Source organism: Stenotrophomonas sp. 62841_Sma (assembly GCF_056482945.1).
Map to the genome: position 1 here is coordinate 1,824,897 of NZ_CM151224.1, position 26,598 is coordinate 1,851,494.

A 26,598-nucleotide genomic window follows, 5' to 3' on the forward strand; every position below is an offset into this window, starting at 1 on the left:
ACGGGTCCGGCGATCAACGGCTGGGATCGCGTTCCGGGCTTGGCCGCTTGGCCAGCTTGCGCTGCAGCGAACGCCGGTGCATGCCGAGCAGGCGGGCGGCTGCGGACACGTTGCCGCCGGTCTCGTGCATCGCCTGCTGGATGTGTTCCCACTGCAGGCGGCTGATCGGCGTCATCGCATCAGGCACTTCCATTTCACCATCGTCGGCCGGGCCGTCGTCTTCCTCGCCGAGCGCGCGCAGGATCATCGGCACCGTGGCCGGCTTCGGCAGGTAGTCGTCGGCACCGAGCTTGATCGCCTCCACCGCGGTGGCGATGCTGGCATAGCCGGTCACCAGCAGGATGCGCATGTCCGCGCGCAGGGCACGCAGCGGCTGGATCAGTGCCAGGCCGGAATCGCTGCCCAGCTTCAGGTCGATCAGCGCGAACGCCGGCGGATGCTGGCGGGCCAGCGCCAGCGCACTGGCGGCATCCTGTGCGGTCTGCGTTTCAAGCCCCTTGCGGGCCAGGCTGCGCTGCAGGGTACGCAGGTACAGCTCGTCGTCGTCGACCAGCAGGCCCAGGGGGGAGTGATGAAGGCTCATGGGGTGTCCTCACGTGGGGTCAGCGGCAGGCGGAAGCCGACGCGGCTGCCGGCCCCCTGGGCCGGGCGCATCCACATCTCGCCGTCGAGGCGTTCGATGGTGGCATGGGACAGGGCCAGGCCGACGCCCATGCCCTCGCTTTTGCTGCTGCCGAACAGCTTGCCCGGCAGCACCGCGGCACGGGCGTCGAAGCCGTGGCCGTAGTCGCGGACTTCGCCGATCAGGTCGTCGCCTTCGATGCGCAGGTCCAGGTCCACGCGCGGCCGGCCGGCCTGCTCGCCGGCATCGGCGGCATTGTTGAGCAGGACCATCAGCAGATGGCCCACGCCCGGGTCGAGTGGCAGCCGCAGCGGCGCATCGTCATTGCGATGCAGGTCGATGGTCGGCCGCACCAGGCGCCACTGTTCCAGTACCTGCTGGGCGCTGGAGTGGCTGCGACCCGGTGCATCGGCCGAGGCCGGTGCGGCCAGCGCCAGCACGCGCTCGCGGCACTGCACCAGCAGCTCGCGCAGGGTTTCCATGTCTTCGCGTACTTCGGGCTCTTCGCTGCGCTCGGCCACGTCATCGGCGAGCAGGGTCATGGTCGCCAGCGGCGTGTTCAGTTCATGCGCCACCGAGGCGGCATGGGTGGCCAGGGCGACGATGCCCTCGTTGCGGGCGAAGCGTTCGCGCAGGGCCGACAGTTCCAGTTCGCGCTGGCGCAGCGCCAGTGCCAGGCGGGTGGAAAAGGTCAGCACGACCGCTGCGGAAATCAGGAAATTGGCGACCACGCCCCAGCGGTTGAGGTCCTGGGCGCGGAAATAGCCATCCGGCAGCGACTGGCCGAAGATGCCGCTGGCGGCGTAGCCGAGCAGGCAGGCCAGCGCCACCGCCAGTGCCCAGCGCAGGGGCAGGGCGAACGCGGCGAGCGCGATCAGGATCAGGAACAGCGAACTGAACGGGTTGGCCATGCCGCCACTCCAGCCCACCATCCAGGTCAGGATGATCACGTCCACCAGAATGTGGCCGAACGCGGTCAGTGGCGCGGTGTCGGCCGCCTCCGGGCGCAGCTGGGTGTAGATGTTGAACAGGGTCAGCACGGCCACGCCCGCCCACAATGGCAGTTGCGGCAACGGCAGGCCCAGCACCCAGGTGGCAACCAGGATGGTGGCGGCCTGGCCACCTACGGCAAGCCAGCGCAGGCTGCACAGGGTTCGGAGAAACGGGGCGTCGGGACCGGTCATTCACGCTCATCGTATGCGTTCACGCGTGACCGTGCCTGCGACAATCGGCCGCAGCCGTGCCGCCGGCTGAATGCGAGTCACCCGGAATGCGGAGGCGGGCGGTAGAATGCGCCCATGCACGACGCCGTTACCCGCCCGACGCCCCCTTCCGATGCCACTGCCTGGCCCCGCCGCCAGACCCATGCCGTCCAGATCGGCGGGGTCACCGTAGGCGGAGGCAAGCCGGTCGTGGTGCAGTCGATGACCAACACCGATACCTCCGACGTGGCCTCCAGCGTGAAGCAGGTGGCCGAGTTGTGGCGTGCGGGTTCGGAAATGGTGCGGCTGACCGTCAATACTGTGGAAGCCGCTGCGGCGATCCCGCGCATTGTCGACAAGCTGGCGATGATGGGCATCGACGTGCCGCTGATCGGTGACTTCCATTACAACGGCCATCAGCTGCTGACCGCCGAACCGGCCTGTGCCGAAGCGCTGGCCAAGTACCGCATCAACCCGGGCAATGTCGGCTTCGGCAAGAAGAAGGACCTGCAGTTCGCCCAGCTGATCGAGTTCGCGATCCGCTACAACAAGCCGGTGCGCATCGGTGCCAACTGGGGCTCGCTGGACCAGGCTCTGGCGGCAAAGCTGATGGACGAGAACAACCTGCGTGAGCAGCCCTGGGACGCCGGCCGCGTGCTGCGCGAGGCGCTGATCCGCTCGGCGCTGGATTCGGCAGAGCAGGCGGTGGAGCTCGGCCTGCCGCGCGACCGCATCGTGCTGTCGGCCAAGGTCAGTGGCGTGCAGGAGCTGATCGCGGTGTACCGCGACCTGGCCCAGCGCTCGGATTTCGCCCTGCATCTGGGCCTGACCGAGGCCGGTATCGGCAGCAAGGGCATCGTCGCCTCGTCCGCGGCGCTGAGCGTGCTGCTGCAGGAGGGCATCGGTGACACGATCCGCATCTCGCTGACCCCGGAACCGGGCCAGTCGCGTACGCAGGAAGTGATCGTCGCCCAGGAGCTGCTGCAGACCACCGGCCAGCGCGCCTTCACGCCGCTGGTCACGGCCTGCCCGGGCTGCGGCCGCACCACCTCCGAGTTCTTCCAGGAGCTGGCCAAGGTGGTACAGAACCACGTGCGCGAGAAGATGCCGCTGTGGAAGATCCACCACCCGGGTGCGGAGAACATGACCCTGGCGGTGATGGGCTGCATCGTCAACGGACCGGGTGAGTCGCGCCATGCCAATATCGGCATCTCACTGCCCGGCACGGGTGAAACGCCTGCAGCGCCGGTGTTCGTCGATGGCGAAAAGAAGGTGACCCTGCGTGGCGAGAACATCGCCCAGGAATTCGTCGCCCTGATCGACGATTACGTCGAACACAAGTATGTCCGAAGCGCCGGATAAGCCTGCGATCCTCGCTGCAACGGAGTCCGCCTCCGGCTTCCGCCACTGGATGGCGCGCAATGCCTGGCGCCTGGTCCTGCTGTTCGGTGGCGTGCTGCTGCCGCTGGCCGGCTTCGTCGCCCTGGCTGACGAGGTGCACGAGTTTGAATCGTTCCATTTCGATGCGCCGCTGCTGTGGCAGATGCATGGCCTGCATTCGCCGCTGCTGGACCGCTTCTTCGTGCTCATTTCCAGACTGGGCTACGAATGGTTCCTGATCCCGGCCGACGTGCTGATCATCGGCGTGCTGCTGGGCTACCGGCGTTGGCGCGAGGCGACCTTCGTGGCGGTCAGCTTCGTCGGCTCGGCGCTGCTGAACATGGGCAGCAAGCACTTCTTCCAGCGCCAGCGCCCCAGCCTGTGGGAATCGATCGCGCCGGAATCGACGTTCAGCTTCCCCAGCGGCCATGCGATGGGCTCGATGACCCTGGCAGTGACCCTGGTACTGCTGGCCTGGAACACCCGCTGGCGCTGGCCGGTGCTGCTGCTGGCACCGGCATTCAGCCTGCTGGTCAGCGTGTCCCGGGTCTACCTGGGGGTGCATTACCCCTCCGATATCCTGGCCGGATGGTGTGCCGCGCTGGTTTGGGTGGTAGGGTGCTATCTGGTCATGTTCAGTCGCCGGCACCCATGGCGACGTCACGGCTCGCCGCCAGCGAAGGCCAGCGAAGCATCATCACAGGGGGATTGACGTGGATGGCCCTTGAGGGACGTCTACGTGATAGATCAGTTGTTTCGTTGCAGCAGGTTCTGCAAGACAGGGGGCAAGCACAACGCGCGGTAGTGTGATGCGCAAGGCAGATCGCCAGCGCCGCATTCCGGACGCGCTTGCAGGGTATCGGCACCCTGCCTAGCTTGACCTGCAATGGCCGCATTCGAAGAGGTACGTGAATGACGATTCGAGTCTACCTGGTGGATGACCATGCGCTGGTCCGCACCGGGATGAAGATGATTCTGTCGGGGGAAACCGACATCGAGGTGGTGGGCGAAGCCGAGACCGGCGAAGACGCGCTGCGTGAAGTCCGCCAGCTGCTGCCCGATGTGGTGCTGTGTGACCTGCATCTGCCGGGTGTGAGCGGCATGGAAGTGACCGAGCGCATCGTGCGCAGCCACCGCAATACCCGCGTGGTGATCGTGTCGGTGCTGGAAGATGGCCCGCTGCCGAAGCGGCTGCTCGAGGCTGGCGCCGCCGGTTACATCGGCAAGGGCTGCGATGCGCAGGAGCTGTTGCGCGCGGTGCGTGACGTGGCCGGTGGCCGCCGTTACCTGGGCACCAGCATCGCGCAGAATCTGGCGCTGTCGACGGTGGAAGGCAACGGTTCGCCGTTCGACAGCCTGTCCCCGCGCGAGCTGGAAGTGGCGTTGCTGCTGACCCAGGGCCTGCGCCAGGAAGACATCGCGCGGCGGCTGAGCCTGAGTGCGAAGACGGTGAACACGCACAAGGCGCGGTTGTTCGAGAAGATGGGGATCCACGACAACATCGCGTTGGCGCGGATGGCCAGCCAGTACGGGCTGGTGGATCCGGCACGGCCGCTGTAAGGGTTTCGGCCAACGGCTGAGCCCCTCGCGGTGGTGGTGCGGTTGGATTGTGGTGGTTGGCCGGGCGGATGGGTTGAGCAGGGGACGCTGCAAGTACGTCCTTGTAAGCTCGGTCGCCGCATCCATGCGGCTCACGCCCCTGCACAACCCATCCGCCCGGCCACGGACAGTTTCCGTGCGCCGCCACCGCGGAATGAAGAAGGAAGAGCAGGAGCGGGTCGCGCGCTGTGCGCGCTCGTCGCCCGGGGTCGGATCCCTTTCCCGGTGGGAAAGGGCTTTGACCCTTGATGATGCCGGAGCCGAGCGTGGGCTCGGCTCTACACCTTTGTCGGGCTCAGTGGCCGCGCACGCGCTTGATGATCTTTGCCGCGTCGGCGGCGCTGGCGCGCACCTTGTCCCATTCGCCGTCGGCGATCCAGTTGCCCGGCACCATCCACGAACCACCGATGCAGACCACGTTCTTCTGCTCGAGGTATTCGGCGGCGGTGTTTTCGGTGATGCCACCGGTCGGGCACAGTTTGAGGTCGGCGACCGGGCCGGCCAGGCCCTTGATCATCGCCAGCCCGCCCACGGCCGTGGCCGGGAACAGCTTGCACACGCGGAAGCCGCGCGCGTACAGCGACAGCAGCTCGGTCGGGGTTGCCGCACCCGGCACCACCGGCAGCGGCGCAGCGGCCAGTGCATCGGCCAGCGCCGGCGGCGTACCCGGGGTCACCAGGAAGTCCGCGCCCGCATCGATCGACTGCTGCATCTGCTCCACGGTCAGCACCGTGCCCGCACCCACCACCACATCCGGCAGCTCACGCTTGAGCATCGCCAGCGCTTCCATCGCCACCGGCGTGCGCAGCGTCAGCTCGATCGCCGGCAAACCACCTTCCAGCAGCGCCGCGCTGACCGCACGCGCCTGGTCCAGCGTATGAATCGTCACCACCGGCAGGATGCCCGCCGCACGCAACAGCTCCGCCGCCTTCACCTGATGTTGTTCGATACCCATGCTTTTGCCCTTGCCTTTGCTCTTCTTGATTCAGTGGCCGCAGCGCAAATGACGCGCCGGGAATTGTCCAAGGGCAGTAGAGCGCCCTGGCCGGGACCGTGAGCGGCATGGATGCCGCGATCGAGCCCCCATGGATGGGTTTACGGCGTGTCCCGGCCAGGGCGCTCTACTGCCCAAGCCGGGAAGCCTGCCGCGGCTTTTCGCTTCAGGCGTCTTTCGCCTCATGCGGCGCCGCAGCCGCCGCGGCATCGTGCCCCAGCTCATACTCCGCGTCGTACTCCCACGGCCCACCATCAGCCGCCGCCGGCCCGCACGAAATCGAAATCGCACCCTGGTCGGCCGGACCCACCACACGACGGTTGATCGCGAACAGGTTGCGGCCCAGATCATGCGCGGCAGGCGCGGTGTTCGGCGCCAGCGGACGTGCAGCCCATTCGGCTGCGTCCACCAGCACTTCCAGCGTGCCGGCCTCGCCATCGAGGCGGATCATGTCGCCCTCGCGAACCTTGGCCAGCGGACCACCCCGCGCCGCTTCCGGCGTCACATGGATCGCCGCAGGAATCTTGCCCGAGGCGCCGGACAGGCGGCCGTCGGTGACCAGCGCCACGCGTCGGCCCTGGTTCTGCAGCAGGCCCAGCAGCGGCGCCAGCGAATGCAGTTCCGGCATGCCGTTCGCACGCGGGCCCTGGTAACGCACCACCGCCACGAAATGCTCGGGCAACAGGCCGCCGGCATGCAGCTTGTTCAACACCTGCGGTGCATCGACCACTACCGCCGGTGCTTCGATCGTGCGGTACTGCGGCTTCACCGCCGACAGCTTGATCAGCGATTTGCCCAGGTTGCCGCGCAGCAGGCGCAGGCCACCCTGGTGCTCGAACGGATTGTCGACGCCACGCACCACTTCGTCATCAGCGCTGCGTTCCAGGCCCGGCAGGTAGACCAGCTTGCCGTCGCGCAGCTGCGGTTCGCGTGCGTAGTCGGCCATGCCGCTACGCGCCACGCTGACCAGGTCGCCGTGCATCAGGCCGGCCTTGATCAGTTCGCCGAACACGAAGGCCGGGCCACCGGCAGCTGCAAAGCGGTTCACGTCGGCGTCGCCGTTCGGATAGACGCGGGCCAGCAGCGGGATCAGCTGCGACAGTTCGTCGAAGTCGTCCCAGGTCAGCACGATGCCGGCCGCACGCGCCACCGCGATCCAGTGGATGGTGTGGTTGGTCGAACCGCCGGTCGCCATCAGCGCAATGACCGCGTTGATGATCGCGCGTTCGTCGATGATCCGGCCCAACGGGCGGAAGTCGTCGCCGAGTGCCGTGATGTCGAGCGCGCGCTCGGTGGCTTCACGGGTGAGGGCGTCGCGCAACGGCGTGTCCGGGTTGACGAACGATGCGCCCGGCAGCTGCACGCCCATCGCTTCCAGCAGTACCTGGTTGGAATTGGCGGTGCCGTAGAAGGTGCAGGTGCCGGCGCCGTGGTACGACGCGGACTCCGCTTCCAGCAGTTCTTCGCGGGTGGCTTCGCCGGCGGCATAGCGCTCGCGCACTTCGGCCTTCTGCTTGTTCGGGATGCCCGGGGTCATCGGGCCGGCCGGCACGAACACCGCCGGCAGATGGCCGAAGGCCAGCGCACCGATCAGCAGGCCCGGCACGATCTTGTCGCACACACCGAGGTAGACGGTGGTGTCGAACATATCGTGGCTGAGCCCGATCGCGGTGGCCTGCGCGATCACATCGCGCGAGAACAGTGACAGTTCCATGCCGCCGCGGCCCTGGGTGACGCCGTCGCACATCGCCGGCACGCCGCCGGCCACCTGTGCGGTGGCGCCCAGCTCGCGGGCGATCTCGCGGATCTGCTCGGGATAGGTCTCGAACGGCTGGTGCGCCGACAGCATGTCGTTGTAGGCGGTGATGATGCCGAGGTTCGGCGTCACGCCGCCGCGCAGGCGGCTCTTGTCGGTGCCGCCGCAGGCGGCGAACCCGTGGGCGAGGTTGCCGCAGCTCAGGCGGCTGCGGAACGGGCCTTCACGCAGGGAGGCGTCGATCGCGGCCAGGTAGGCGGCGCGCGAGGCGGCGCTGCGGCGGATGACACGCTCAGTGATGGCTTGCAGTTGCGGATGGAGGCTCATTGGCTACCGGCGTTCGTGGTGGCGAGAGGCAAGCGGCGGCACGGCGCCGCCGCCAACATCAATCAGCCCAGTGGACGCGCAGGCGCGCGCCTTCCAGGTTGATCGCATTGAGGATGGGGTACTGCTGGACGTCATTGCTGTCCAGCGCCTGGCGCAGTACCTGCAGCTTCTGCTTGCCGCGCAGCAGCAGCAGGCGCTGGCGGCACTGGCGCAGGCCATGCGGGGTCAGGGTGATGCGCAGCGGCCACTGGTTCGCGCCCGGGCAGCCGGTGGCATCCAGCGCCGCGTAGGGCAGGGTGCTTTCCAGTGCGCGGGCCAGGTCCTTCGAGCCCGGGAACAGCGAGGCGGTGTGGCCGTCGTTGCCCATGCCCAGCGCCACCAGGCTTGGCGGTTGGCTATGCTGCGCCTGCAGGTTGGCGGTGTACACGCATTCCGGAAGCGGCTTGCCGATGCGCACCAGCGGATCGAAATGCGCACCTTCGGCGCGCTTGAGCAGATTCTCGCGTACCAGCCAGGCATTGCTGTCGCGATCCTGCGGCGACAGCCAGCGCTCATCGGCCAGGCTCACTTCCACGCGATCCCAGTGCACGTCCAGTTCGGCCAGCGCCTGGTACACCGGTGCCGGCGTGGTGCCGCCAGACAACAGGATGCGGGCGCGGCCCACTTCGTTGATGTCGTGGTTGAGGGTCTGCGCCATCTCGGCGGCCACCGCCTCGATCCAGCCATCGGCATCGCCGTGCTGGATGAACTCGATGCGGTCGTCGTGGAAGGTGGTGGGGCTCATGCGGCAACTCCAGGTGCGTCACGTTCGGCGTCGGCGGCGTAGGCGGCGGCGCCCAGCAGTCCGGCGTGGGGGTGCATCACGGCCAACGAGGGCACCCGCGCCATGATCGAAGAGAAGCGGCCCTTGTGTTCGAAGCGCTGGCGGAACCCGGAGTGCTGCAGCGAATCGAGCATCTTCGGGGTCAGCCCGCCGGTCAGGAACACGCCGTCCCACGCGCCCTGGGTCAGCACCAGGTCGCCTGCGATGGCGCCGAACACGGCGCAGAACACATCGACGGTGCGCATCGCCTGCGGGTCACCGTGCAGGGCGCGGGCGGTCACGTCCACCGGCTGCAGTTGGCCCGGATCGATGCCGGCCATCTCGCATACGGCGCGATGGATGTTGACCAGGCCAGGGCCGCAGATCAGGCGCTCGTTGGAGACGCGGCCGAACTGCTCGGACAGGATCTCCAGGATGCGGATCTCCTCCGGGGTTCCCGGCGGGAAGCTGACATGGCCGCCTTCGGTTTCCAGCGGGTAGCAGCGGCCGTGGCGCAGGATCAGGCCACCGACACCCAGGCCCGTACCCGGCCCGATCACCGCGTAGTTGCGCGGCTGGCCGGGTTTGCCCGGCACCCAGGCGGCACCGCCGACCTGGACCACGTCATCGGGCTGCAGCAGCGAAATCGCCATCGCCTGTGCGGCGAAGTCGTTGATCAGGTGCAGTTCGTTGAAGCCGAGCATGGCGGCGGTGCGGCTGCGCGAGATCACCCACGGGTGGTTGGTGATGCGCGCTTCGTCACCGTCGACGCGACCAGCGACCGCGAACACGCCGCGGCTGGCGGTAGCGCCGATCTGTTCCAGATGGTGGCGCGCGGCATCACCCAGCGACGGGAACTCCGCCACCGCGTACTCGCGGATGCTGTCCTTCTGCAGCGGTGCGTCCTGCGAGGTGTCGGCCAGGGCGAAGCGGGCGTTGGTACCGCCGATGTCGGCGACCAGCACCGGCTGCGAGCTGGTACTCATGCCGACGCTCCGCTGTCCGGCGCGTCCACGCCCTGCGGCAGGAACTCGCCCGCGTTGGCCGGGCCCCACTGGCCGGCGGGGTAGGGTTCCAGCGGCAGCTTGGCATCCTTCCAGGCGTCGGCGACGCTGTCGATCCACGCCCAGGCGGCGCGCACTTCGTCATCGCGCACGAACAGCGTGTGGTTGCCGTTGAAGGCATCCAGGAACAGGCGTTCGTAGGCGATGCGGCGGTGCAGGCCAGTCGGCACCGACAGTTCCAGTTCCAGCGGATGCAGCTCCAGCGCGCCCCATTCCGGGCCGGCCAGGCTGCTCATCAGGCCCAGTTCGATGTTTTCCTGCGGCTGCAGCTGGAACACCAGGCGGTTCGGTGCGGCCTGCGCGCGCTGCGGGCGCTCGAACAGCCAGTGGGTGACCGGCTTCAGCGTGACCACCACGCGGGTGGTGCGTTCGGGCAGGCGCTTGCCGGTGACCAGATGGAACGGCACGCCGCTCCAGCGCCAGTTGTCGATATGCGCGGTGACCCCGGCGAAGGTCTCCACGTCGCTGCCTTCCGGCGGCTGGTAGGCCTGGGCCGGCTGGCCGTTGATGGTACCGGCGGTGTAGCGGCCACGGATGCTGTCACGCGCGGCGTGCTTGGCATCGAGCGGGCGCAGGGCGCGCAGCACCTTGACCTTCTCGTCGCGGATGCGGTCGGCTTCCAGCGAGGCCGGCGGCTCCATCGCCACCATGCACAGCAGCTGCAGGATGTGGCTCTGCACCATGTCGCGCAGCGCGCCGGAGCGGGCGTAGTAGGCGTCGCGGCCATCCACGCCTTCGCTCTCGGCCACAAGGATGTGCACCGATTCGATGTAGTTGCGGTTCCACACCGCTTCCAGCAGCGTGTTGCCGAAGCGCAGCGCGATCAGGTTCTGCACTGCGGCCTTGCCCAGGTAGTGGTCGAGGCGGAACACGCGGTCCTCGTCGATCCACTGGCCGATGGTGCTGATGATTTCCTCGGCGCTCTCGCTGTCGCTGCCGATCGGCTTCTCCAGCATCAGGCGTGCCGGTGCGGCGAGGGCGCCACCCTTGGCCAGGCCTTTGCAGGTGGAGATGTACAGGCCCGGCGGAATGGCCAGGTAGCTGACGCACTTGCGGTGCACCAGGTCGGAGACCGCGGCGGCAACCGAGTCGACGTCGCGCAGGTCCACCGAACGATAGTCGATGCGGCGCAGCAGGGCGCTGATGTCGTCCTGCGTGGCCATCGGCATGGCCTGCTGCAGGCGCGGCCGCAGGATGTCATGGAAGGCTTCGGTGTCATGCCCGGACAGGGCCAGCGCACGGATGCGGAAGTCCTCCGGCAGCAGGCCGTCGCCAAGCAGGCGAAGCAGCGAAGGGAACAGGTAGCGCTGGGCCAGATCACCTGTGGCACCGAACAGGAAGAGGGTGTCGTGCATCGCTCGAGTTTCAGATCCGGGTGACATCGTTGTCAATCGCTTCATGGCTGGGTTCGGGGGACATCCGCGCAACTGCCTGTCCGAGGTTCGTCAGGGGCGATCTCCGGGGTAGCGGAAGACCGTTCCATTCGAAACCACTGCCTCGGCGGAACCTTCGTTCAACCGCCGACGCAGATCGGTGCGCACCGATCATCGGATAGTGCCACGTGAAAACGTTTACATGGCAGAATGGGCAACTGTATTCGATTGCAGTGCTCGCCGTCATGCGGCAGGCGCGCAATCATCACTGCCATCGGGAGGGCCGAGGCAGTCCCAAAAGACAGCCCGGCTTCGGGCGGACCGGATAGGTGATATGGCAAAAGTGCAGTTGCAGGGTGTGCGCAAGGTCTATGACAACGGCCAGGTCGCGGTGAAGGACGCCAGCTTCGAGGTCGCCGATGGCGAGCTGATGGTGCTGGTCGGTCCGTCCGGCTGTGGCAAGTCGACCCTGCTGCGGATGGTGGCTGGCCTGGAGGAGATCAGCGGCGGCACGCTGACCATCGGTGATCGCGTGGTCAACGACGTGGCGCCGAAGGACCGCGACATCGCCATGGTGTTCCAGAGCTACGCGCTGTACCCGCACATGACCGTGGCCGAGAACCTGGCCTTCGGCCTGAAGCTGCGCGGGCATGACAAGGCGACCATCGACAAGCGCATCGCCGAAGCAGCGCAGACCCTGGGCCTGACCGAGATGATGGACAAGCTGCCCAAGGCGATGTCCGGTGGCCAGCGCCAGCGTGTTGCGCTGGGCCGTGCACTGGTGCGCGAGCCGGCGGTGTTCCTGCTGGACGAGCCGCTGTCCAACCTCGACGCCAAGCTGCGCCACAGCGTGCGTACCGAGATCGCGCAGCTGCATCGCAAGCTGGGCACCACCATGATCTACGTGACGCACGACCAGGTCGAAGCAATGACCCTGGGCCAGCGCATCGTGGTGCTGAAGGACGGCATCATCCAGCAGATCGATACGCCGATGGCGCTGTACGACCGCCCGGCCAATCTGTTCGTGGCCGGTTTCCTCGGCAGCCCGGCGATGAACGTGCTGCGTGGCACGCTGCAGGGCGATGCCGGTGGCGTGACCGTGGTCGACGGCGAATGGCGGGCACCGCTGGGCCAGGCCACGATCGATCCGGCGTGGCTGCAGAAGCCGATCGCGGTGGGCGTGCGCCCGGAACACCTGCAGCCGGCCAGTGCCGATGATGCGCATGCATTTGCCGCACGCATTGAAGGCATCGAACCGGTCGGCAACGAGATCTTCGTCAACCTGAGCAGTGGCCAGCACGCGCTGACCATGCGCGTGGCGCCGCAGTCGCTGCCGGCGGTGGGCGAGCAGATCCGCGTGGCGATCCACCCGCAGGGCCTGCACTTCTTCAACCCGGAATCCGGCGAGCGGCTGTAACGGGTAGTGCCGGCCGCTGGCCGGCAACCTCAACCATGCGTGGTTGCCGGCCAGCGGCCGGCACTACCATTCCTTCATCCACCGGGCTCAGCGCGCCAGGCCATCCAGCAACGGCATGCGCTGCGCGATCGCATCACCCACCTGCAGATCAGCGTCGCTGGCTTCCAGCGGCAGCACCGCCAGTGCCAGGTCGCCGGCCACGCAGGCAATCGTGCCCAGCGCTGCGCCATCCTGCTGCACGCCATCGCCGGCCTGCGCCGGTGCCGCGGTATGCAGCAGCTGCACCGCGCGCTTGGCTTTGCCGAGGAAGTGGGTGCGGGCGACGATTTCCTGGCCGGGATAGCAGCCCTTCTTCACGCTGTAACCGTTCAGGCGGTCCAACCCCAGCTGCTGCGGGGTCCACACTTCGCGCTGGCTTTCTTGCAGCCGGGGCAGGCCGTAGCGCAGGTCTGCCTGGCGCCAGGCCAGTGCGAAAGCGGCCTCATCGGCTTCATTGCCGGCGGCGAAGGCATCGGCGCTGCCAATGCGCAGGGTCCGCGGCAAGGCGTCGCTGCCCAGGTCCAGTTCCCAGCCGTCCGCTGCAGCGTGCGCAATCGCGGCGCCGCTGGCGGCCTCCGGCGCAGTGAACGCGCCGGCCACGGCCAGGTCGCTACGCACCAGCACCTTCACCTTGCGGCGGAACACGAAGCGCTGCAGTTGCGACGCAATCGCATCGGCATCACCGTCGGCCAGCACCAGCATCACGTGGTCCTCGGCCAGCCGAAGCAGCTGGAACACCGCCAGGGTGCGGCCCTTGGCGCTCAGCCAGGCACTCCACTGCCAGTGCAGCAGGGGCAGGGCGGTGACGTCGCTGCTGAACTGGGCGTGGGCAAAGACAGCCGCATCCGGGCCTTGCAGGCTCAGCAGCTGGTGGCCGGGCAGGCGCGGATATCCGACGAAAGCAGGGGGCAGGTTGTCAGGCACGTGAACGAGGTCTAAAATTTGTGCGTTGCGAGACCGAACATGATAGGCCAAACAACCCCCACTCCCGACGACGAATCTGAAGCCCCGCTGGTCCCCGCGGCACCCGTGCCCGTGGAACAGGAAAAAGCAGAGGAATTCGGCGGCCGCGGCGGACTTGATCCGGTGCGGTATGGCGATTGGGAGAAAAACGGACGCTGCATCGATTTCTGATCAGCATTGAGCCAACGCGGCCGTGTGCCGCCCAGCCGAGACAACGAGCCCAGCGAATGGCGACCAGACAACGCCCACTTTCCCCGCACCTTCAGGTGTATCGCTGGCAGATTCAGATGGCCACCTCGATCCTGCATCGAGCCACTGGCGTCTTTCTGTCTGTTGGTGCCCTCATCATCGCCGCCGGCCTGCTGGCCCTGATGATGGGGCCCGAGTCCTGGAACTGCTTCACCGGCCATGCCGGGGCCTGGTATGGCCGCGTGTTCCTGTTCGCGTGGACATGGTCGTTCGCCTACCACCTGTGCAATGGCATCCGCCACATCGTGCAGGATTTCGCCATCGGCTTCCGCATCGCCACCTTCATCCGCAGCAGCTGGATGTCGGTCATCGGCAGCCTGGCGATCACCCTGGCCGTGTGGGGCTATGTGATGTTCGGAGGTGCCGCATGAGCAAGTTCCGTACTCCGCTGAAGAGCGTGCGTGGCCTGGGTTCGGCCAAGACCGGCACCGAGCACTTCGTGCATCAGCGTCTGACCGCTGCCGCGCTGGTGGTGCTGGGCATCTGGTTCCTCGTGTTCGTGCTGGGCCTGCTGGGCTCGGATTACGCGACCGCCACCGCCGCGATCGCCAAGCCCTGGAACGCGGTGCCGCTGATCGGCCTGCTGATCGCCATGTTCTGGCACGCGCAGCTCGGCCTGCAGGTCGTGCTGGAAGACTACATCCACGAATCGCTGCTGGCCCTGGTGCTGCAGACCGCGGTGAAGTTCGTCGCCGTGCTCGGCATGATCGTCAGTGTGTTTGCGGTGGGCCGCATCGCCCTCGGCGTTGCCTGAGCCCAGGCGCCAAGACAGGAATCCAGACTAGATGTCCGCTTACAAGATTACCGAACACAAGTACGACATGGTCGTGGTCGGCGCCGGCGGCGCCGGCCTGCGCGCCACGTTCGGCCTGGCCGCCAAGGGCCTGCAGACCGTGTGCCTGACCAAGGTCTTCCCGACCCGTTCGCACACCGTTGCCGCCCAGGGCGGTATCTCGGCCGCACTCGCCAACATGGGCGAGGACGACTGGCGTTACCACTTCTTCGACACCATCAAGGGTTCGGACTGGCTGGGCGACCAGGACGCCATCGAATACATGTGCCGTGAGGCCATTCCGGCCATCATCGAGCTCGAACACTACGGCGTGCCGTTCTCGCGTACCGCCGAAGGCAAGATCTACCAGCGCCCGTTCGGCGGCATGACCACCAAGTACGGCGAAGGCCCGGCGGCGCAGCGTACCTGCGCGGCGGCCGACCGTACTGGTCACGCGATGCTGCACACCCTGTACCAGCAGTCGCTGAAGCACGATGCGCGCTTCATGATCGAGTACTTCGCGCTCGACCTGATCTTCGACGACGAAGGCGCCTGCCGCGGCGTGCTGGCTCTGGACATGTCCGACGGCACCCTGCACCTGTTCCGCGCCCAGGGCGTGGTGCTGGCCACCGGCGGTTACGGCCGTGCCTACTTCAGCGCCACCTCGGCGCACACCTGCACCGGTGACGGTGGCGGCCTGGCCATGCGTGCCGGCATCGCCATGCAGGACATGGAGTTCGTGCAGTTCCACCCGACCGGTATCTACGGCGCCGGCTGCCTGATCACCGAGGGTGTCCGCGGTGAAGGCGGCATTCTGCGCAACAGCAGCGGCGAGCGCTTCATGGAGCGTTACGCACCGCACTACAAGGATCTGGCCTCGCGCGACGTGGTCAGCCGTTCGATGACCATCGAGATCCGCGAAGGCCGCGGCGTCGGCGAGCACAAGGACCACATCCTGCTCGACCTGACCCACCTTGGCCCGGGCGTGATCGACGAGAAGCTGCCGGGCATTGCCGAGAGCGCCCGCATCTTCGCCGGCGTCGACGTGCACAAGCAGCCGATCCCGGTGATCCCGACCGTGCACTACAACATGGGCGGCATTCCGACCAATTACCACGGCGAAGTGGTGCGCAAGGATGGCGACAACCCCGATGCGGTGATCCCGGGCCTGTACGCGATCGGCGAAGCCGCCTGCGTGTCCGTGCACGGTGCCAACCGCCTCGGCTCGAACTCGCTGCTGGACCTGGTGGTGTTCGGTCGTGCAGTGGCCAACCGCTGCGCCGAGACCATCAAGCCGGGCGCGTCGCACAAGCCGCTGCCGGCCGATGCCTGCGACAAGGCGCTGGGCCTGCTGGACAAGCTGCGCCACGCCAACGGCGATACCCCGACCTCGGTCATCCGCGATCGCATGCAGCGCACCATGCAGGCCGACGCGGCCGTCTTCCGCACCAGCCAGACGCTGAAGGAAGGCTGCGAGAAGATGGACAAGATCTTCGACTCGTTCCAGGACGTGAAGGTCTCTGACCGTTCGCTGGTCTGGAACTCGGACCTGATCGAGACCTACGAGCTGAACAACCTGCTGCTCAACGCGGTGGCGACGATCAACTCGGCCGAACAGCGCAAGGAAAGCCGCGGCGCGCATGCGCACGAGGACTATCCGGACCGCGACGACGTCAACTGGCAGAAGCACACCCTGGTCAGCGTCGACGAGAAGGGCAAGTGCAGCTTCGACTACCGTCCGGTGCACATGTACACGTTGACCGACGACGTGTCCGTGGTGCCGCCGAAGCCGCGCGTGTACTGATCCGACCCCGCCTACCATGCAATCCGCGCCCACGGGCGCGGGCCGCCTGAGCCAACGAGAGCAGCCATGGCCGAGTTTTCACTCCCCAAGAATTCCAAGATCACGAAGGGCAAGCACTTCCCCGTCAAGAACGGCGGCAAGAACGTGCGCACCTTCAAGATCTACCGCTGGAGTCCGGACGACGACAGCAACCCGCGCACCGATACCTATGAAGTCGATCTGGACGCCTGTGGCCCGATGGTCCTGGACGCCCTGATCAAGATCAAGAACGAGATCGACCCGACCCTGACCTTCCGCCGCTCCTGCCGCGAAGGTATCTGTGGTTCGTGCGCGATGAACATCGACGGCACCAACACCCTGGCCTGCACCCGAGCCATCTCGGACTGCGGCAAGAAGGAAGTGCCGATCTACCCGCTGCCGCACATGAACGTGGTCAAGGATCTGGTTCCGGACCTGACCCACTTCTACGCGCAGTACGCCTCGATCAAGCCGTGGATCCGCACCCAGACTCCGGCACCGCCGGATCGTGAGCGCCTGCAGTCGCCGGAAGACCGCAAGAAGCTGGACGGCCTGTACGAGTGCATCCTGTGCGCCTGCTGCTCGACCAGCTGCCCGAGCTACTGGTGGAACGGCGAGCGTTACCTGGGCCCGGCGATCCTGCTGCAGGCCTACCGCTGGATCATCGACTCGCGCGATGAGGACACCGGTGCACGCCTGGACGATCTGGAAGATCCGTTCAAGCTGTACCGCTGCCACACCATCATGAACTGCGCCCGGACCTGCCCGAAGGGCCTGAACCCGGCGCTGGCGATCGCCGAGATCAAGAAGCTGATGATGGAACGCCGCGCCTGATCAGGCCTGGCTGTACCCGGTAGAGCCACGCCACGCGTGGCTGTGCCACCCCAGTAGAGCCACGCCATGCGTGGCTTTGCTGTATCTGGAGAAACATGATGGAAGAAGACGTTCTGCTGAAGAAGCTGCGCTGGCGTTGCCGCCGCGGCATGCGTGAGCTGGACCAGCTGTTCGGTCGCTACCTGGACCACGAATGGAGCACTGCGCCGACCGAAGAGCGCGAGGTTTTCCTGTTCCTGCTCGACTGCGAGGACGATAAGTTGTGGCGCTGGTTCATGGGCTATGAGGCCTGTCCACATGCGCACGCGATCCCCCTCATGCAGAAGATCCTCGCCCTCAAGCCTTGAGTGGCGCCCCTCGCGGCTGCAGGCTGCCGCCCAGTTGGCGGTGCTGCTGGCTGCGCCCTGGCTGCTGCGTGCATCGGATCTGCCTTCACGGCTGCTGATGCCCGCGGTGGTGCTGGCCTGGGTCATCGGGTTGGCCGAACTGGCCTGGCGCCAGCGCAGGCCACGCGTGCAGGTGCTTCTGCCGCTACCACCTGAGCCGCTGCAGGTGGCCGGGCAGGACGCCGATGCACCCCAGCTGGTCGTGCGTGGCCCATGGCTGTTGTTGCTCTGGCGTGAGGATCGGCGCCGCCGGCGCCTGCTGTTCTGGCCGGATGTGCTCGATTCCGGGCAGCGACGTGAACTGCGACTGGCCGTGGCCGCACGTGGCGTTTCCCGTAGGCCCCGGTCGATGGCACCATAAGCTGAATTGACCGGCGTGCCTGCATGTTCAAACCCATTCCCGTGGCCATTGGCCTGCGCTACCTGCGCGCCAAGCGCCGCAACGGCTTCATCTCCTTCATCTCGATGGCATCGATCCTGGGCATCGCGCTCGGCGTCACGGTGCTGATCACCACCTTGGCCGTGATGAGCGGTTTCCAGAAGGAAATCCGCAGCCGCCTGCTGCAGATGACCGCGCACACCACCATCAGCCGTGACGGTGAGCCGATGCCGGACTGGATGCGCGTAGTCGACGTGGCCAGCAAGGACCCGCGCGTGGCCGGTGCTGCGCCGTACATCGAGATCCAGTCGATGATCAGCGGCCCGCGCGTGCAGGGCGCGATCATCCAGGGCATCGATCCGGCGCTGGAGCCGAAGGTATCGGTGATCGACAAGAAGGTCACCAAGGGCAGCTATGACAGCCTCACGCCGGGCAGCTTCAATCTGCTGCTGGGCAAGGAGCTGGCGATCTGGCTGGGCGTCGATGTCGGCGATCAGGTGCTGGTGACGTTCGCCGAAGTGCAGGGCACGCCTGCCGGTGCGGTGCCACGGATGAAACGCTTTACCGTGAGCGGCATCTTCGAGGCCGGCTACAACGAGGTCGACCGCGGCGTCGGCTTCGCCAACATGAAGGACCTGGAGCGCGTGCTGCGTTCCGATGGCGCCACCGGCGTGCGGCTGAAGCTGCACGACATGGACCGCTCGCTGGAAGTGGGCGTGGACCTCGCGCAGAACCTCGGTGGTGCGTACCGCGTGAGTGACTGGACCCAGCAGAACGCCAACCTCTACCACTCGCTGCGCATGGAGAAGGTGGTGATGGGCATCCTGCTGTCGCTGATCATCGCCATGGGCGCCTTCAACCTGGTGTCCTCGCAGGTGATGCTGGTCACTGACAAGCAGGCCGACATCGCCATCCTGCGCACGCTCGGCCTGACCCCGGGCGGGGTGATGCAGGTGTTCATGGTGCAGGGTTCGCTGATCGGCATCTTCGGCACGCTGGCCGGCCTGATCGGTGGCATCACCCTCACACTCAACCTGGAGCGCATCCTCGGTGCCATCGAGAGCGTGTTCAACGTCAAGCTGATGCCGGAGGATGTGTACTACATCACCGGCCTGCCGACCGATATGCAGACCGGCGACGTGGTGGCGATCACCGTGGTCGCGCTGCTGATGAGCTTCCTGGCCACCCTGTATCCCGCCTGGCGGGCAGCACGCACCCAGCCGGCGGAGGCCCTGCGTTATGAATAAGGTCTTCAACCGGGGCGATGAAGTGATCCGCGCCGAAGCACTGGGCAAGACCTACGCCGAAGGGCGCATGCAGACCCCGGTGTTCGATGGCCTGGACCTGACCGTGACCGCAGGCGAAACGGTGGCGATCATCGGTGCTTCCGGTGCCGGCAAGAGTACGCTGCTGCACCTGCTGGGTGGCCTGGACATTCCGACCGCCGGCGAGGTCTATGTGACCGGCCAGCGCATGTCAGCGCTGTCCGATACCGCGCGCGGCCTGCTGCGCAACCAGGCGCTGGGCTTCGTCTATCAGTTCCACCACCTGCTGCCTGAGTTCACCGCGCTGGAAAACGTGATGATGCCGGTGCTGCTGGCCGGTACTGCAGTGGCCGAGGCGAGCAGCCGGGCCACCACGCTGCTGGAAGCGGTCGGCCTTGGCCATCGCCTGGACCACAAGCCCGGCGAACTGTCCGGTGGCGAACGCCAGCGTGCCGCAGTGGCGCGTGCGCTGGTCAATCATCCGGCCTGCGTGCTCGGGGACGAGCCGACCGGCAACCTCGATGACCGCACCGCGGCGACGGTGTTCGAGCTGATGCTGGAACTGAATCGTGCGCGGCATACCAGCCTGGTGCTGGTGACCCACGACCGCAGCCTGGCACGGCGCCTGGACCGGGTGCTGGAGCTGCGCGAGGGGCGCCTGCACGCGCTGGCCCACGCCGACGTCTGAGGCGCCGGGCCCGCTTTGGTGGAAGCCGACCTTGGTCGGCTGCTCTTGCAGGGCAAGCGCCAACCAAGGTTGGCGACTACCGGAATCCGGAGCCTTGGGCCTGCTTGGGGCGACCGCCGACCGGCTGCTGAATGGGGTACTGGCTTTCGCGCCGGCGTTGTCTGCGCAGGCGCATGATGGCGACAGTTCCCCGAGGAGATCGCCATGAAGACCCCGATCCTGATGGCCGGACTCTGCCTGGCGCTGGCCGCCTGCGCGACCACCGGCCGGCTCAGCTCTGCCGAGAAACTTGACCTGTACCGTGCCCATGCCGGCGCGCCGCAGAACGACATGCAGTTCTTCGGCAGCCTCAACGGCTGGACCGAACTGGGTGACAGCGCGTTGGCGGTGTGGACGCGTCCCAGCGAGGCCTATCTGCTGGAATTGAGGGGTCCCTGCCAGGACCTGCCGTATGCCACCGCCATCGGCCTGACCAGCCAGATGAACCGTGTTTCGGCGCGATTCGACAAGGTGCTGGTGCGCGACCCTGCCGGTGGCCCGCGCATGCCGTGCTTCATCGACAGCATCCGCAAGCTGGACGTGAAGGCGCTGCGCGCCTCCGAGCAGGAGCTGCGCCAGGCGCAGGTGCAGGAGCGCGAGGAAAGCACGAAATAGCGTGGTAGTGCCGGCCGCTGGCCGGCATCGCGCAGATGCCAGGTTGCCGGCCAGCGGCCGGCACTACCTGTGTGTCAGGCTTCCGGGGTGAAGCCGGCCGGCTTTTCCGCGTCCTTCTGGAACAGGAACTTGACCAGTTCGCCTTCAAGGAACGCGCGATGCTCCGGCGTGCGCGGCGACAGGCGGTTCTCGTTGATCAGCATGGTCTGGTGCGCCAGCCACGCAGCCCAGGCCTGCTTGCCGATGTTGTTGAAGATGCGCTGGCCCAGTTCGCCGGGGTAGGGCACGAAGTCCAGGCCCTCGGCATCGCGTTGTTCGTACTGGCAGAAGACGGTTCGGGACATGGCATTCACTCGTGGTTGCGGGGTTTCTTGGAATTTCGTTTCGGCGTCTTGATCGTTGCGCCGTCGAGCAGTTTGCGGATCGGTGCCGGCAGGCCCAGTGCGTGCAGTTCGTCGCTGGCGACCCAGCGCAGCGTGGGTTCTTCCACGCGCAGTCCGTGTACCTGCCGCGACAATACCTGCAGATGCAGCTTGTAGTGGCTGAAGGTGTGCTGCAGCACTGGCAGCTCTTCGGCCTCTTCCAGCGAGCCGTCGACGTGCACGTCGAACCAGTCCTGCAGCACGCTGCCGGCATCGGCCTGCGGCAGCGTCCACAACTGCGCCCAGATGCCGGTGTCCGGCCGCTTCTGCAGCAGCACACGCTGCTGGGCGTCGCGCAGCAGCAGCGCAACGGCCTCGCGCTCGGGCAGGGTCTTGCTGGGCTTGGGCGTGGGTAGTTCAGCGGTGCGGCCTTCGCGCCGTGCCACGCAGTCATCCTGCAACGGGCAGATCACGCAGGCCGGTTTGGCACGGCTGCACACCGTCGCGCCCAGGTCCATCTGCGCCTGCGTGTAGTCGGCCATGCGCTCGGCCGGCACCTGCGCCACATGCGCCTCGGCGATCGCCCACAGCTGCTTCTCGATGGCCGGCAGCCCGGGGAAACCCTCGATGCCGTGGTAACGGCTGAGCACCCGCTTGACGTTGCCATCGAGGATCGCGAACGGGTCGTTCCAGGCCTGGCTGAGGATCGCACCGGCGGTGCTGCGGCCGATGCCGGGCAGGGCATGCAATGCATCGAAATCACGCGGCAGGTCGCCGTCGTGCAGTTCCACGCAGCGCTTCGCAGCGGCATGCAGGTTGCGTGCGCGGGCGTAGTAGCCGAGCCCGGCCCACTGCGCCATCACCGCGTCGTTGCTGGCGGCGGCGAGGTCGGGCAGGGTCGGGAAGTGCTGCAGGAACCGCTGGAAATACGGGATGACCGTACTCACCTGGGTCTGCTGCAGCATGATTTCCGACAGCCAGACCCGATAGGGGCTGCGCGGGTGCTGCCAGGGCAGGTCGTGGCGGCCGTGGTCGTCGAACCAGTGCAGCAGGCGGGCGACGAAACCGTCTTCCCGGGCAGTCTTGGCGCTGGCGTGCGGCTGGCGGGGCATTGGTGTTCCAGAGAGGCAGCCACCCATGGGGTGGCTCTACTGGATTGCAGTAGAGCCACGCCATGCGTGGCTGCACGGTGTATCAGGCGCCCAGCGCTTCGGGCAGCAGGGCGTCGACGAAAGCTTCCGGGTCGAACACGCGCAGGTCTTCCGGGCGCTCGCCGATGCCGGCGAAACGGATCGGAATGCCGAACTCGCGGGCCAGCGCGAACACCACGCCGCCCTTGGCGGTGCCGTCCAGCTTGGTCACCACCAGGCCGGTCACGTTCACTGCGGCATTGAACTGGCGCAGCTGCGACAGCGCGTTCTGGCCAGTGGTGCCGTCGATCACCATCAGCACTTCGTGCGGGGCGGTGGGGTCGATTTTGCCGAGCACGCGGCGGATCTTGCCCAGCTCGTTCATCAGGCCGGACTGGGTATGCAGGCGGCCGGCGGTGTCGGCGATCAGCACCGAGGTGCCACGGGCCTTGCCGGCCTGGAGCGCGTCGAATGCCACCGAAGCGGCATCAGCGTTCTGCCCCTGCGCGACCACGGCCACGCCGTTGCGCTCGCCCCAGGCCTGCAGCTGGGCCACGGCGGCGGCGCGGAAGGTGTCACCGGCGGCCAGCATCAGGCTGTGGCCATCGTCCTTGAAGCGCTTGGCCAGCTTGCCGATGGTGGTGGTCTTGCCGACGCCGTTGACGCCAACGGTGAGCACCACGAAGGGCTTGGCGTTGCGGTCGATCACCAGCGGCTTGGCCACCGGCTGCAGGATCGCGATCAGCTCCGCGCGCAGCGCGGCCAGCAGCGCATTGGCGTCGGCGAACTCGCGCGACTTCATGCGCTTGCGCAGGCCCTCGACCAGGTCGGTGGTGGCACCGACACCGACGTCGGCGGTGATCAGTGCGGTTTCCAGCTCGTCCAGCAGGTCGTCGTCAAGCTTGGGGTTGCGCGAGAACAGGCCACCAAAGCTGCGCGCGATGACGCTGTTGCGCAGGCGCTCGCGCCAGCCGGGCTTGCCAGCCGGCGCCGGAACGGCGTCGATCGAGGCGGCGGCAGGCAGGTCGTCGGTGACCGGTGCCGGTGTCGGTGCCGGGGTGGGCTCAGGCAGCGGTACGGGGGCCGGTTCGATGGCCGGAGTCGCGATAGGGGCGACGTCGATCTGAGCCGTCGGCGCAGGAGCTGCCGGAACCGGTGCGGCTGGGGCCGGAATAACCGGGGTGGGCTCGACAGCGACCGGAACGGCGGTTGCTGGGGGCGGCTCGACCGGTACAGGCTCGGCCGGTACTGCTACCGGCGCCGGCTCCTTGTCCTCGACCGGCGCGGCCGACGGGAATGCCGCCGCCAGCTCTTCAGCCGAGTAGTGCTGGGTCTTGGGCGCCTCCGTTGCGGGGGCATCCTGGGGCTTCTTGCGGCGGAAAAAACTGAGCATTGGCAAAAGGCGCTGAAATCAGAGGGATATGCTACCACTCGGGCCTGTCGGGCCGATGTGGACTCAAGGTTGCGGCCCACCGGCCGTTAACCGGTCCGGAGGGCTGAGTCGTGCGGCCCGGAGACCGCCATGGACAACGTGATGGGAATCGCCCTCAGCGGGATGCGTGCGGCCCAGCAGGGCGTGCAGGTGGCCGCGCACAACGTGGCCAACCTGGCGACCCCGGATGCCCAGCACCTGCAGTTGCAGCGCATTCCCACCGAGCAGGGTGGGGTGCAGGCTTCGGTGGCGTCCATCGGCGCCGATGCCGGCGCGCCGCTGGGTGATCTGCTGGCCGCGAAAGCCGAGGTCGTGGCCTTCGCCGCCAATGCCACGGTGATCCGTCGCCAGGACCAGATGCTGGGCTCACTGCTGGATCGGGACGCCTGAGCAACACAGTTTTGGCAGGTGCCAACCGCCGCCCCTGGTGGGTGCCAACCTTGGTCGGCACGCTTCGACCCAGCCTGGTAGGTGCCAACCTTGGTCGGCACGCTCGACCCGCCCTGGTAGGTGCCAACCTTGGTTGGCACGCTCGACCCGCCCTGGTAGGTGCCAACCTTGGTTGGCACGCTCGACCCGCCTTGGTAGGTGCCAACCTTGGTTGGCACGCTTTTGGGGCGCCAACCGAGGTTGGCCTCTACCAGGGCAACAGTGCCAACCAAGGTTGGCACCTACCAGAGCAGGAATGCCAACCAAGGTTGGCATCCACCAGCACCCGGTAGCGCCGGGCCATGCCCGGCGACCACCGCCTCAATCAGGCCGACAGCTCCAGCAGCAGCTTGTTCAGGCGCGCCACATAGGCACCCGGATCCTTCAGGCTGTCACCGGCGGCCAACGCAGCCTGGTCGAACAGCACCCGGCCGAGGTCGTCAAAGCGCGCACCATCGGCTTCGGCATCGAGCTTGGCAATCAGCGGGTGGCCCGGGTTGATCTCCAGCACCGGCTTGCTGTCCGGTACCTTCTGACCGCTGGCCTCCAGGATCTGGCGCATCTGCAGGCCCAGGTCCTGTTCGCCGATGGCCAGCACCGCCGGCGAATCGGTCAGGCGGTGCGAGACGCGCACTTCGGCCACGTCGTCGCCCAGCACCGTCTTCAGGCGCTCGACCAGGCCCTGCTTGTCCTTGGCCGCCGCTTCCTGCTCCTGCTTGTCCGCCTCGCTTTCCAGCGCGCCCAGGTCGAGGTCGCCACGGGCGATGTCGACGAAGCCCTTGCCATCGAAATCGGTCAGGTAGCCCATCAGCCACTCATCGATGCGGTCGGTCAGCAGCAGCACTTCCACGCCCTTCTTGCGGAACACTTCCAGGTGCGGGCTGTTGCGCACCTGGCTGTAGCTCTCGCCGGTCAGGTAATAGATCTTGTCCTGGCCTTCGGTCATGCGGCCGAGGTAATCGGCCAGCGACACGCTCTGCGCATCGCCGTCGCCACGGGTGGAGGCGAAGCGCAGCAGGCCGGCCACCTTCTCGCGGTTGTTGTAGTCCTCGGCCGGGCCTTCCTTCAGCACTTGGCCGAATTCCTTCCAGAACGTGGTGTACTGCTCCGGCTTGTCAGCGGCCAGCTTTTCCAGCATGTCCAGCGAGCGCTTGGTCAGCGCCGCCTTCATCGAATCGATGACCGGGCCGGACTGCAGGATCTCGCGCGAGACGTTCAGCGACAGGTCGTTGGAATCGACCACGCCCTTGATGAAGCGCAGGTACAGCGGCAGGAACTGCTCGGCCTGGTCCATCACGAACACGCGCTGCACGTACAGCTTCAGGCCCTTGGGTGCATCGCGGTGATACAGGTCGAACGGTGCGCGGCCGGGCACATACAGCAGCGAGGTGTACTCCAGCTTGCCCTCGACCTTGTTGTGGCTCCACGCCAGCGGATCGCTGTGGTCGTGTGCCACGTGCTTGTAGAATTCGGTGTACTCGGCGTCGCTGATCTCAGTGCGCGGGCGGGTCCACAGCGCGCTGGCGCGGTTGACGGTCTCCCACTCGCCGGCAGCGCCGTCTTCGCCCTCCTTGGGCATCTGGATCGGCAGGCCGATGTGGTCCGAATACTTCTTGAGAATGCTGCGCAGGCGCCAGCCATCGGCGAAGTCGTGCTCGCCTTCCTTCAGGTGCAGCACGATGCGGGTGCCGCGCTCGGCCTTGTCGACCGTGGCGACTTCGAAATCGCCTTCGCCGCGCGAGGTCCAGCGCACGCCTTCGCCTGCAGCCAGGCCAGCGCGGCGCGAGGTCACTTCCACTTCGTCGGCGACGATGAAGGCACTGTAGAAGCCGACGCCGAACTGGCCGATCAGCTGCGAATCCTTCTTCTGGTCGCCGGACAGCTGGCGCAGGAAATCGCCGGTGCCGGACTTTGCAATCGTGCCGAGGTGGGCGATGGCTTCGGCGCGGCTCATGCCGATGCCGTTGTCTTCGATGGTGATGGTGTGGGCGGTGGGGTCGAAGCTGACGCGCACGCGCAGTTCGCTGTCGCCTTCCAGCAGGGCCGGCTGGGTCAGGGCCTCGAAACGCAGCTTGTCGGCGGCGTCGGCGGCGTTGGAGACCAGCTCGCGGAGGAAGATTTCCTTGTTGGAGTACAGCGAGTGGATCATCAGCTGCAGCAGCTGCTTGACTTCGGTCTGGAAGCCAAGGGTTTCGGTCTGGGTGGTCTCGGTCATCGATAAGGCTCCGTGTGCAATGCCGCGCCAGCGCGTGCGGCCTCGCCAAGGGGTATGGCTGATTGTCCCGAAATCAAGGGGTTGGTCGGCCGGGCTGCGCCCGGCACCCGCTCAGTGCAACTGCAACTGCCAAAGCCAGGGCCAGAGCGGCATCCCGTGGGATGGCGGGGCACTGTGGGTTCGCGGGGGCGGCGCAAGTACGTCCATGTAGCCTTGGTCGCCGCATCCATGCGGCTCACACCCCGCGAACCCACAGTGCCCCGCCTCTGACAGGTTCACGCGGCTGTTGGTAGGTGTCGACCTTGGTCGACACATCTGTCAGATATCGATACATCAAATGGAGTCAGATCCGTTTTCCGCAGGAAAACGGATCTGACTCCAAGAGACGTTCCGACAGATCGCAGGAAACTGTCGAAGGCGGGGTGGGTCCGGTTGAGGGGGCG

The 26,598-nt window shown here is 66.9% G+C and carries 27 protein-coding genes; 15 read left to right on the top strand and 12 right to left on the bottom strand.

Translation table 11 applies throughout. The annotated features are described in order from the left end of the window. Positions 1 to 13: 13 nt before the first annotated feature. A complete protein-coding gene (locus ACZK5G_RS08620) occupies positions 14 to 583 on the bottom strand; it encodes a response regulator transcription factor (protein ID WP_087922228.1) in 570 nt (189 codons plus the stop codon). Continuing rightward, positions 580 to 1,806, bottom strand: a complete 1,227-nt coding sequence (locus ACZK5G_RS08625; RefSeq protein WP_032128856.1) for an ATP-binding protein — start codon at positions 1,804 to 1,806, stop codon at positions 580 to 582. The genes ACZK5G_RS08620 and ACZK5G_RS08625 overlap by 4 nt, the downstream gene beginning before the upstream one ends. A 114-nt stretch (positions 1,807 to 1,920) precedes the next feature. Here ACZK5G_RS08625 and ispG point away from each other — a divergent pair, with 114 nt between their 5' ends. The 3 genes from ispG to ACZK5G_RS08640 all read left to right on the top strand — a co-directional run bounded on the left by ispG (position 1,921) and on the right by ACZK5G_RS08640 (position 4,764). Beyond that, positions 1,921 to 3,186 carry a flavodoxin-dependent (E)-4-hydroxy-3-methylbut-2-enyl-diphosphate synthase gene (ispG, locus tag ACZK5G_RS08630; RefSeq protein WP_032128857.1) on the top strand — a complete coding sequence of 422 codons (1,266 nt, stop codon included), beginning with the start codon at positions 1,921 to 1,923 and terminating at the stop codon, positions 3,184 to 3,186. Continuing rightward, on the top strand, positions 3,167 to 3,916 hold the full coding sequence (locus tag ACZK5G_RS08635; protein ID WP_478466032.1) for a phosphatase PAP2 family protein: 750 nt from the start codon (positions 3,167 to 3,169) through the stop codon (positions 3,914 to 3,916). Before ispG ends, ACZK5G_RS08635 begins: the two co-directional genes overlap by 20 nt. Positions 3,917 to 4,116: 200 nt before the next feature. Continuing rightward, positions 4,117 to 4,764, top strand: coding sequence for a response regulator (locus tag ACZK5G_RS08640; RefSeq protein ID WP_004153112.1), 648 nt, complete (start codon positions 4,117 to 4,119; stop codon positions 4,762 to 4,764). Between the two features lie 334 nt (positions 4,765 to 5,098). Here the strand turns inward: ACZK5G_RS08640 and eda are convergent, their stop codons facing one another. From eda to zwf, 5 genes are all read right to left on the bottom strand, one after another. Further along, entirely contained in the window at positions 5,099 to 5,758 is a 660-nt protein-coding gene (gene eda / locus ACZK5G_RS08645; RefSeq protein WP_032128859.1) for a bifunctional 4-hydroxy-2-oxoglutarate aldolase/2-dehydro-3-deoxy-phosphogluconate aldolase, read from the bottom strand. A gap of 205 nt (positions 5,759 to 5,963) precedes the next feature. Next, complete coding sequence (edd, locus tag ACZK5G_RS08650; RefSeq protein WP_478466034.1) at positions 5,964 to 7,880, bottom strand: phosphogluconate dehydratase; 1,917 nt, start codon at positions 7,878 to 7,880, stop codon at positions 5,964 to 5,966. A 58-nt stretch (positions 7,881 to 7,938) separates the two neighbouring features. After that, positions 7,939 to 8,664, bottom strand: coding sequence for a 6-phosphogluconolactonase (gene pgl, locus ACZK5G_RS08655; RefSeq protein WP_478466036.1), 726 nt, complete (start codon positions 8,662 to 8,664; stop codon positions 7,939 to 7,941). Further along, positions 8,661 to 9,668 carry a glucokinase gene (glk, locus tag ACZK5G_RS08660; RefSeq protein WP_478466038.1) on the bottom strand — a complete coding sequence of 336 codons (1,008 nt, stop codon included), beginning with the start codon at positions 9,666 to 9,668 and terminating at the stop codon, positions 8,661 to 8,663. Before glk ends, pgl begins: the two co-directional genes overlap by 4 nt. Further along, entirely contained in the window at positions 9,665 to 11,101 is a 1,437-nt protein-coding gene (zwf, locus tag ACZK5G_RS08665; protein WP_478466039.1) for a glucose-6-phosphate dehydrogenase, read from the bottom strand. Before zwf ends, glk begins: the two co-directional genes overlap by 4 nt. Before the next feature lie 352 nt (positions 11,102 to 11,453). Between zwf and ACZK5G_RS08670 the strand changes: the two genes are divergently transcribed. After that, positions 11,454 to 12,536 carry an ABC transporter ATP-binding protein gene (locus ACZK5G_RS08670; protein WP_071229277.1) on the top strand — a complete coding sequence of 361 codons (1,083 nt, stop codon included), beginning with the start codon at positions 11,454 to 11,456 and terminating at the stop codon, positions 12,534 to 12,536. Between the two features lie 87 nt (positions 12,537 to 12,623). On the opposite strand, the gene ygfZ is transcribed toward ACZK5G_RS08670, so the two are convergent. Beyond that, on the bottom strand, positions 12,624 to 13,499 hold the full coding sequence (ygfZ, locus tag ACZK5G_RS08675) for a CAF17-like 4Fe-4S cluster assembly/insertion protein YgfZ (RefSeq protein WP_478466041.1): 876 nt from the start codon (positions 13,497 to 13,499) through the stop codon (positions 12,624 to 12,626). 39 nt (positions 13,500 to 13,538) lie between these two features. Here ygfZ and ACZK5G_RS08680 point away from each other — a divergent pair, with 39 nt between their 5' ends. From ACZK5G_RS08680 to ACZK5G_RS08725, 10 genes are all read left to right on the top strand, one after another. After that, on the top strand, positions 13,539 to 13,709 hold the full coding sequence (locus ACZK5G_RS08680) for a DUF1674 domain-containing protein (RefSeq protein ID WP_005409075.1): 171 nt from the start codon (positions 13,539 to 13,541) through the stop codon (positions 13,707 to 13,709). 56 nt (positions 13,710 to 13,765) lie between these two features. Next, complete coding sequence (sdhC, locus tag ACZK5G_RS08685) at positions 13,766 to 14,158, top strand: succinate dehydrogenase, cytochrome b556 subunit (protein ID WP_478466042.1); 393 nt, start codon at positions 13,766 to 13,768, stop codon at positions 14,156 to 14,158. Further along, positions 14,155 to 14,541 carry a succinate dehydrogenase, hydrophobic membrane anchor protein gene (gene sdhD, locus ACZK5G_RS08690; protein WP_099554226.1) on the top strand — a complete coding sequence of 129 codons (387 nt, stop codon included), beginning with the start codon at positions 14,155 to 14,157 and terminating at the stop codon, positions 14,539 to 14,541. The genes sdhC and sdhD overlap by 4 nt, the downstream gene beginning before the upstream one ends. 31 nt (positions 14,542 to 14,572) lie before the next feature. Next, positions 14,573 to 16,363, top strand: a complete 1,791-nt coding sequence (sdhA, locus tag ACZK5G_RS08695; RefSeq protein WP_134951043.1) for a succinate dehydrogenase flavoprotein subunit — start codon at positions 14,573 to 14,575, stop codon at positions 16,361 to 16,363. A 66-nt stretch (positions 16,364 to 16,429) separates the two neighbouring features. Next, positions 16,430 to 17,215, top strand: coding sequence for a succinate dehydrogenase iron-sulfur subunit (locus ACZK5G_RS08700; protein ID WP_005409079.1), 786 nt, complete (start codon positions 16,430 to 16,432; stop codon positions 17,213 to 17,215). Between the two features lie 98 nt (positions 17,216 to 17,313). Then, entirely contained in the window at positions 17,314 to 17,562 is a 249-nt protein-coding gene (locus ACZK5G_RS08705) for an FAD assembly factor SdhE (protein ID WP_005409080.1), read from the top strand. Then, entirely contained in the window at positions 17,513 to 17,962 is a 450-nt protein-coding gene (locus tag ACZK5G_RS08710) for a hypothetical protein (RefSeq protein ID WP_125895115.1), read from the top strand. Before ACZK5G_RS08705 ends, ACZK5G_RS08710 begins: the two co-directional genes overlap by 50 nt. Positions 17,963 to 17,985: 23 nt before the next feature. Beyond that, positions 17,986 to 19,227: a lipoprotein-releasing ABC transporter permease subunit gene (locus tag ACZK5G_RS08715; protein ID WP_049434175.1), complete on the top strand. Its 1,242-nt coding sequence runs from the start codon at positions 17,986 to 17,988 to the stop codon at positions 19,225 to 19,227. Then, complete coding sequence (lolD, locus tag ACZK5G_RS08720) at positions 19,220 to 19,933, top strand: lipoprotein-releasing ABC transporter ATP-binding protein LolD (RefSeq protein ID WP_005409083.1); 714 nt, start codon at positions 19,220 to 19,222, stop codon at positions 19,931 to 19,933. The genes ACZK5G_RS08715 and lolD overlap by 8 nt, the downstream gene beginning before the upstream one ends. A 204-nt stretch (positions 19,934 to 20,137) precedes the next feature. After that, positions 20,138 to 20,587, top strand: coding sequence for a DUF6491 family protein (locus ACZK5G_RS08725; protein ID WP_049460626.1), 450 nt, complete (start codon positions 20,138 to 20,140; stop codon positions 20,585 to 20,587). A gap of 74 nt (positions 20,588 to 20,661) precedes the next feature. On the opposite strand, the gene ACZK5G_RS08730 is transcribed toward ACZK5G_RS08725, so the two are convergent. From ACZK5G_RS08730 to ftsY, 3 genes are all read right to left on the bottom strand, one after another. After that, positions 20,662 to 20,931 carry an oxidative damage protection protein gene (locus ACZK5G_RS08730; RefSeq protein WP_032128874.1) on the bottom strand — a complete coding sequence of 90 codons (270 nt, stop codon included), beginning with the start codon at positions 20,929 to 20,931 and terminating at the stop codon, positions 20,662 to 20,664. A gap of 5 nt (positions 20,932 to 20,936) precedes the next feature. Beyond that, entirely contained in the window at positions 20,937 to 22,061 is a 1,125-nt protein-coding gene (gene mutY, locus ACZK5G_RS08735; RefSeq protein ID WP_478466044.1) for an A/G-specific adenine glycosylase, read from the bottom strand. An 82-nt stretch (positions 22,062 to 22,143) separates the two neighbouring features. Further along, complete coding sequence (gene ftsY, locus ACZK5G_RS08740; RefSeq protein WP_279913381.1) at positions 22,144 to 23,472, bottom strand: signal recognition particle-docking protein FtsY; 1,329 nt, start codon at positions 23,470 to 23,472, stop codon at positions 22,144 to 22,146. A 129-nt stretch (positions 23,473 to 23,601) separates the two neighbouring features. Here ftsY and ACZK5G_RS08745 point away from each other — a divergent pair, with 129 nt between their 5' ends. Then, positions 23,602 to 23,901, top strand: a complete 300-nt coding sequence (locus ACZK5G_RS08745) for a hypothetical protein (RefSeq protein WP_277778607.1) — start codon at positions 23,602 to 23,604, stop codon at positions 23,899 to 23,901. Between the two features lie 364 nt (positions 23,902 to 24,265). Here ACZK5G_RS08745 and htpG read toward each other — a convergent pair whose 3' ends face one another. Next, entirely contained in the window at positions 24,266 to 26,155 is a 1,890-nt protein-coding gene (htpG, locus tag ACZK5G_RS08750) for a molecular chaperone HtpG (protein ID WP_478466046.1), read from the bottom strand. Positions 26,156 to 26,598: the final 443 nt, after the last annotated feature.

Excerpts from the sequence above, each read along its gene's own strand:
- ACZK5G_RS08620 (WP_087922228.1), bottom strand. The coding sequence starts at position 583 with ATGAGCCTTCATCACTCCCCCCTGGGCCTGCTGGTCGACGACGACGAG.
- ACZK5G_RS08625 (WP_032128856.1), bottom strand. The coding sequence starts at position 1,806 with ATGACCGGTCCCGACGCCCCGTTTCTCCGAACCCTGTGCAGCCTGCGC.
- ispG (WP_032128857.1), top strand. The coding sequence starts at position 1,921 with ATGCACGACGCCGTTACCCGCCCGACGCCCCCTTCCGATGCCACTGCC.
- ACZK5G_RS08635 (WP_478466032.1), top strand. The coding sequence starts at position 3,167 with ATGTCCGAAGCGCCGGATAAGCCTGCGATCCTCGCTGCAACGGAGTCC.
- ACZK5G_RS08640 (WP_004153112.1), top strand. The coding sequence starts at position 4,117 with ATGACGATTCGAGTCTACCTGGTGGATGACCATGCGCTGGTCCGCACC.
- eda (WP_032128859.1), bottom strand. The coding sequence starts at position 5,758 with ATGGGTATCGAACAACATCAGGTGAAGGCGGCGGAGCTGTTGCGTGCG.
- edd (WP_478466034.1), bottom strand. The coding sequence starts at position 7,880 with ATGAGCCTCCATCCGCAACTGCAAGCCATCACTGAGCGTGTCATCCGC.
- pgl (WP_478466036.1), bottom strand. The coding sequence starts at position 8,664 with ATGAGCCCCACCACCTTCCACGACGACCGCATCGAGTTCATCCAGCAC.
- glk (WP_478466038.1), bottom strand. The coding sequence starts at position 9,668 with ATGAGTACCAGCTCGCAGCCGGTGCTGGTCGCCGACATCGGCGGTACC.
- zwf (WP_478466039.1), bottom strand. The coding sequence starts at position 11,101 with ATGCACGACACCCTCTTCCTGTTCGGTGCCACAGGTGATCTGGCCCAG.
- ACZK5G_RS08670 (WP_071229277.1), top strand. The coding sequence starts at position 11,454 with ATGGCAAAAGTGCAGTTGCAGGGTGTGCGCAAGGTCTATGACAACGGC.
- ACZK5G_RS08680 (WP_005409075.1), top strand. The coding sequence starts at position 13,539 with ATGATAGGCCAAACAACCCCCACTCCCGACGACGAATCTGAAGCCCCG.
- sdhC (WP_478466042.1), top strand. The coding sequence starts at position 13,766 with ATGGCGACCAGACAACGCCCACTTTCCCCGCACCTTCAGGTGTATCGC.
- sdhD (WP_099554226.1), top strand. The coding sequence starts at position 14,155 with ATGAGCAAGTTCCGTACTCCGCTGAAGAGCGTGCGTGGCCTGGGTTCG.
- sdhA (WP_134951043.1), top strand. The coding sequence starts at position 14,573 with ATGTCCGCTTACAAGATTACCGAACACAAGTACGACATGGTCGTGGTC.
- ACZK5G_RS08700 (WP_005409079.1), top strand. The coding sequence starts at position 16,430 with ATGGCCGAGTTTTCACTCCCCAAGAATTCCAAGATCACGAAGGGCAAG.
- ACZK5G_RS08705 (WP_005409080.1), top strand. The coding sequence starts at position 17,314 with ATGGAAGAAGACGTTCTGCTGAAGAAGCTGCGCTGGCGTTGCCGCCGC.
- ACZK5G_RS08710 (WP_125895115.1), top strand. The coding sequence starts at position 17,513 with ATGCGCACGCGATCCCCCTCATGCAGAAGATCCTCGCCCTCAAGCCTT.
- ACZK5G_RS08715 (WP_049434175.1), top strand. The coding sequence starts at position 17,986 with ATGTTCAAACCCATTCCCGTGGCCATTGGCCTGCGCTACCTGCGCGCC.
- lolD (WP_005409083.1), top strand. The coding sequence starts at position 19,220 with ATGAATAAGGTCTTCAACCGGGGCGATGAAGTGATCCGCGCCGAAGCA.
- ACZK5G_RS08725 (WP_049460626.1), top strand. The coding sequence starts at position 20,138 with ATGAAGACCCCGATCCTGATGGCCGGACTCTGCCTGGCGCTGGCCGCC.
- ACZK5G_RS08730 (WP_032128874.1), bottom strand. The coding sequence starts at position 20,931 with ATGTCCCGAACCGTCTTCTGCCAGTACGAACAACGCGATGCCGAGGGC.
- mutY (WP_478466044.1), bottom strand. The coding sequence starts at position 22,061 with ATGCCCCGCCAGCCGCACGCCAGCGCCAAGACTGCCCGGGAAGACGGT.
- ftsY (WP_279913381.1), bottom strand. The coding sequence starts at position 23,472 with ATGCTCAGTTTTTTCCGCCGCAAGAAGCCCCAGGATGCCCCCGCAACG.
- ACZK5G_RS08745 (WP_277778607.1), top strand. The coding sequence starts at position 23,602 with ATGGACAACGTGATGGGAATCGCCCTCAGCGGGATGCGTGCGGCCCAG.
- htpG (WP_478466046.1), bottom strand. The coding sequence starts at position 26,155 with ATGACCGAGACCACCCAGACCGAAACCCTTGGCTTCCAGACCGAAGTC.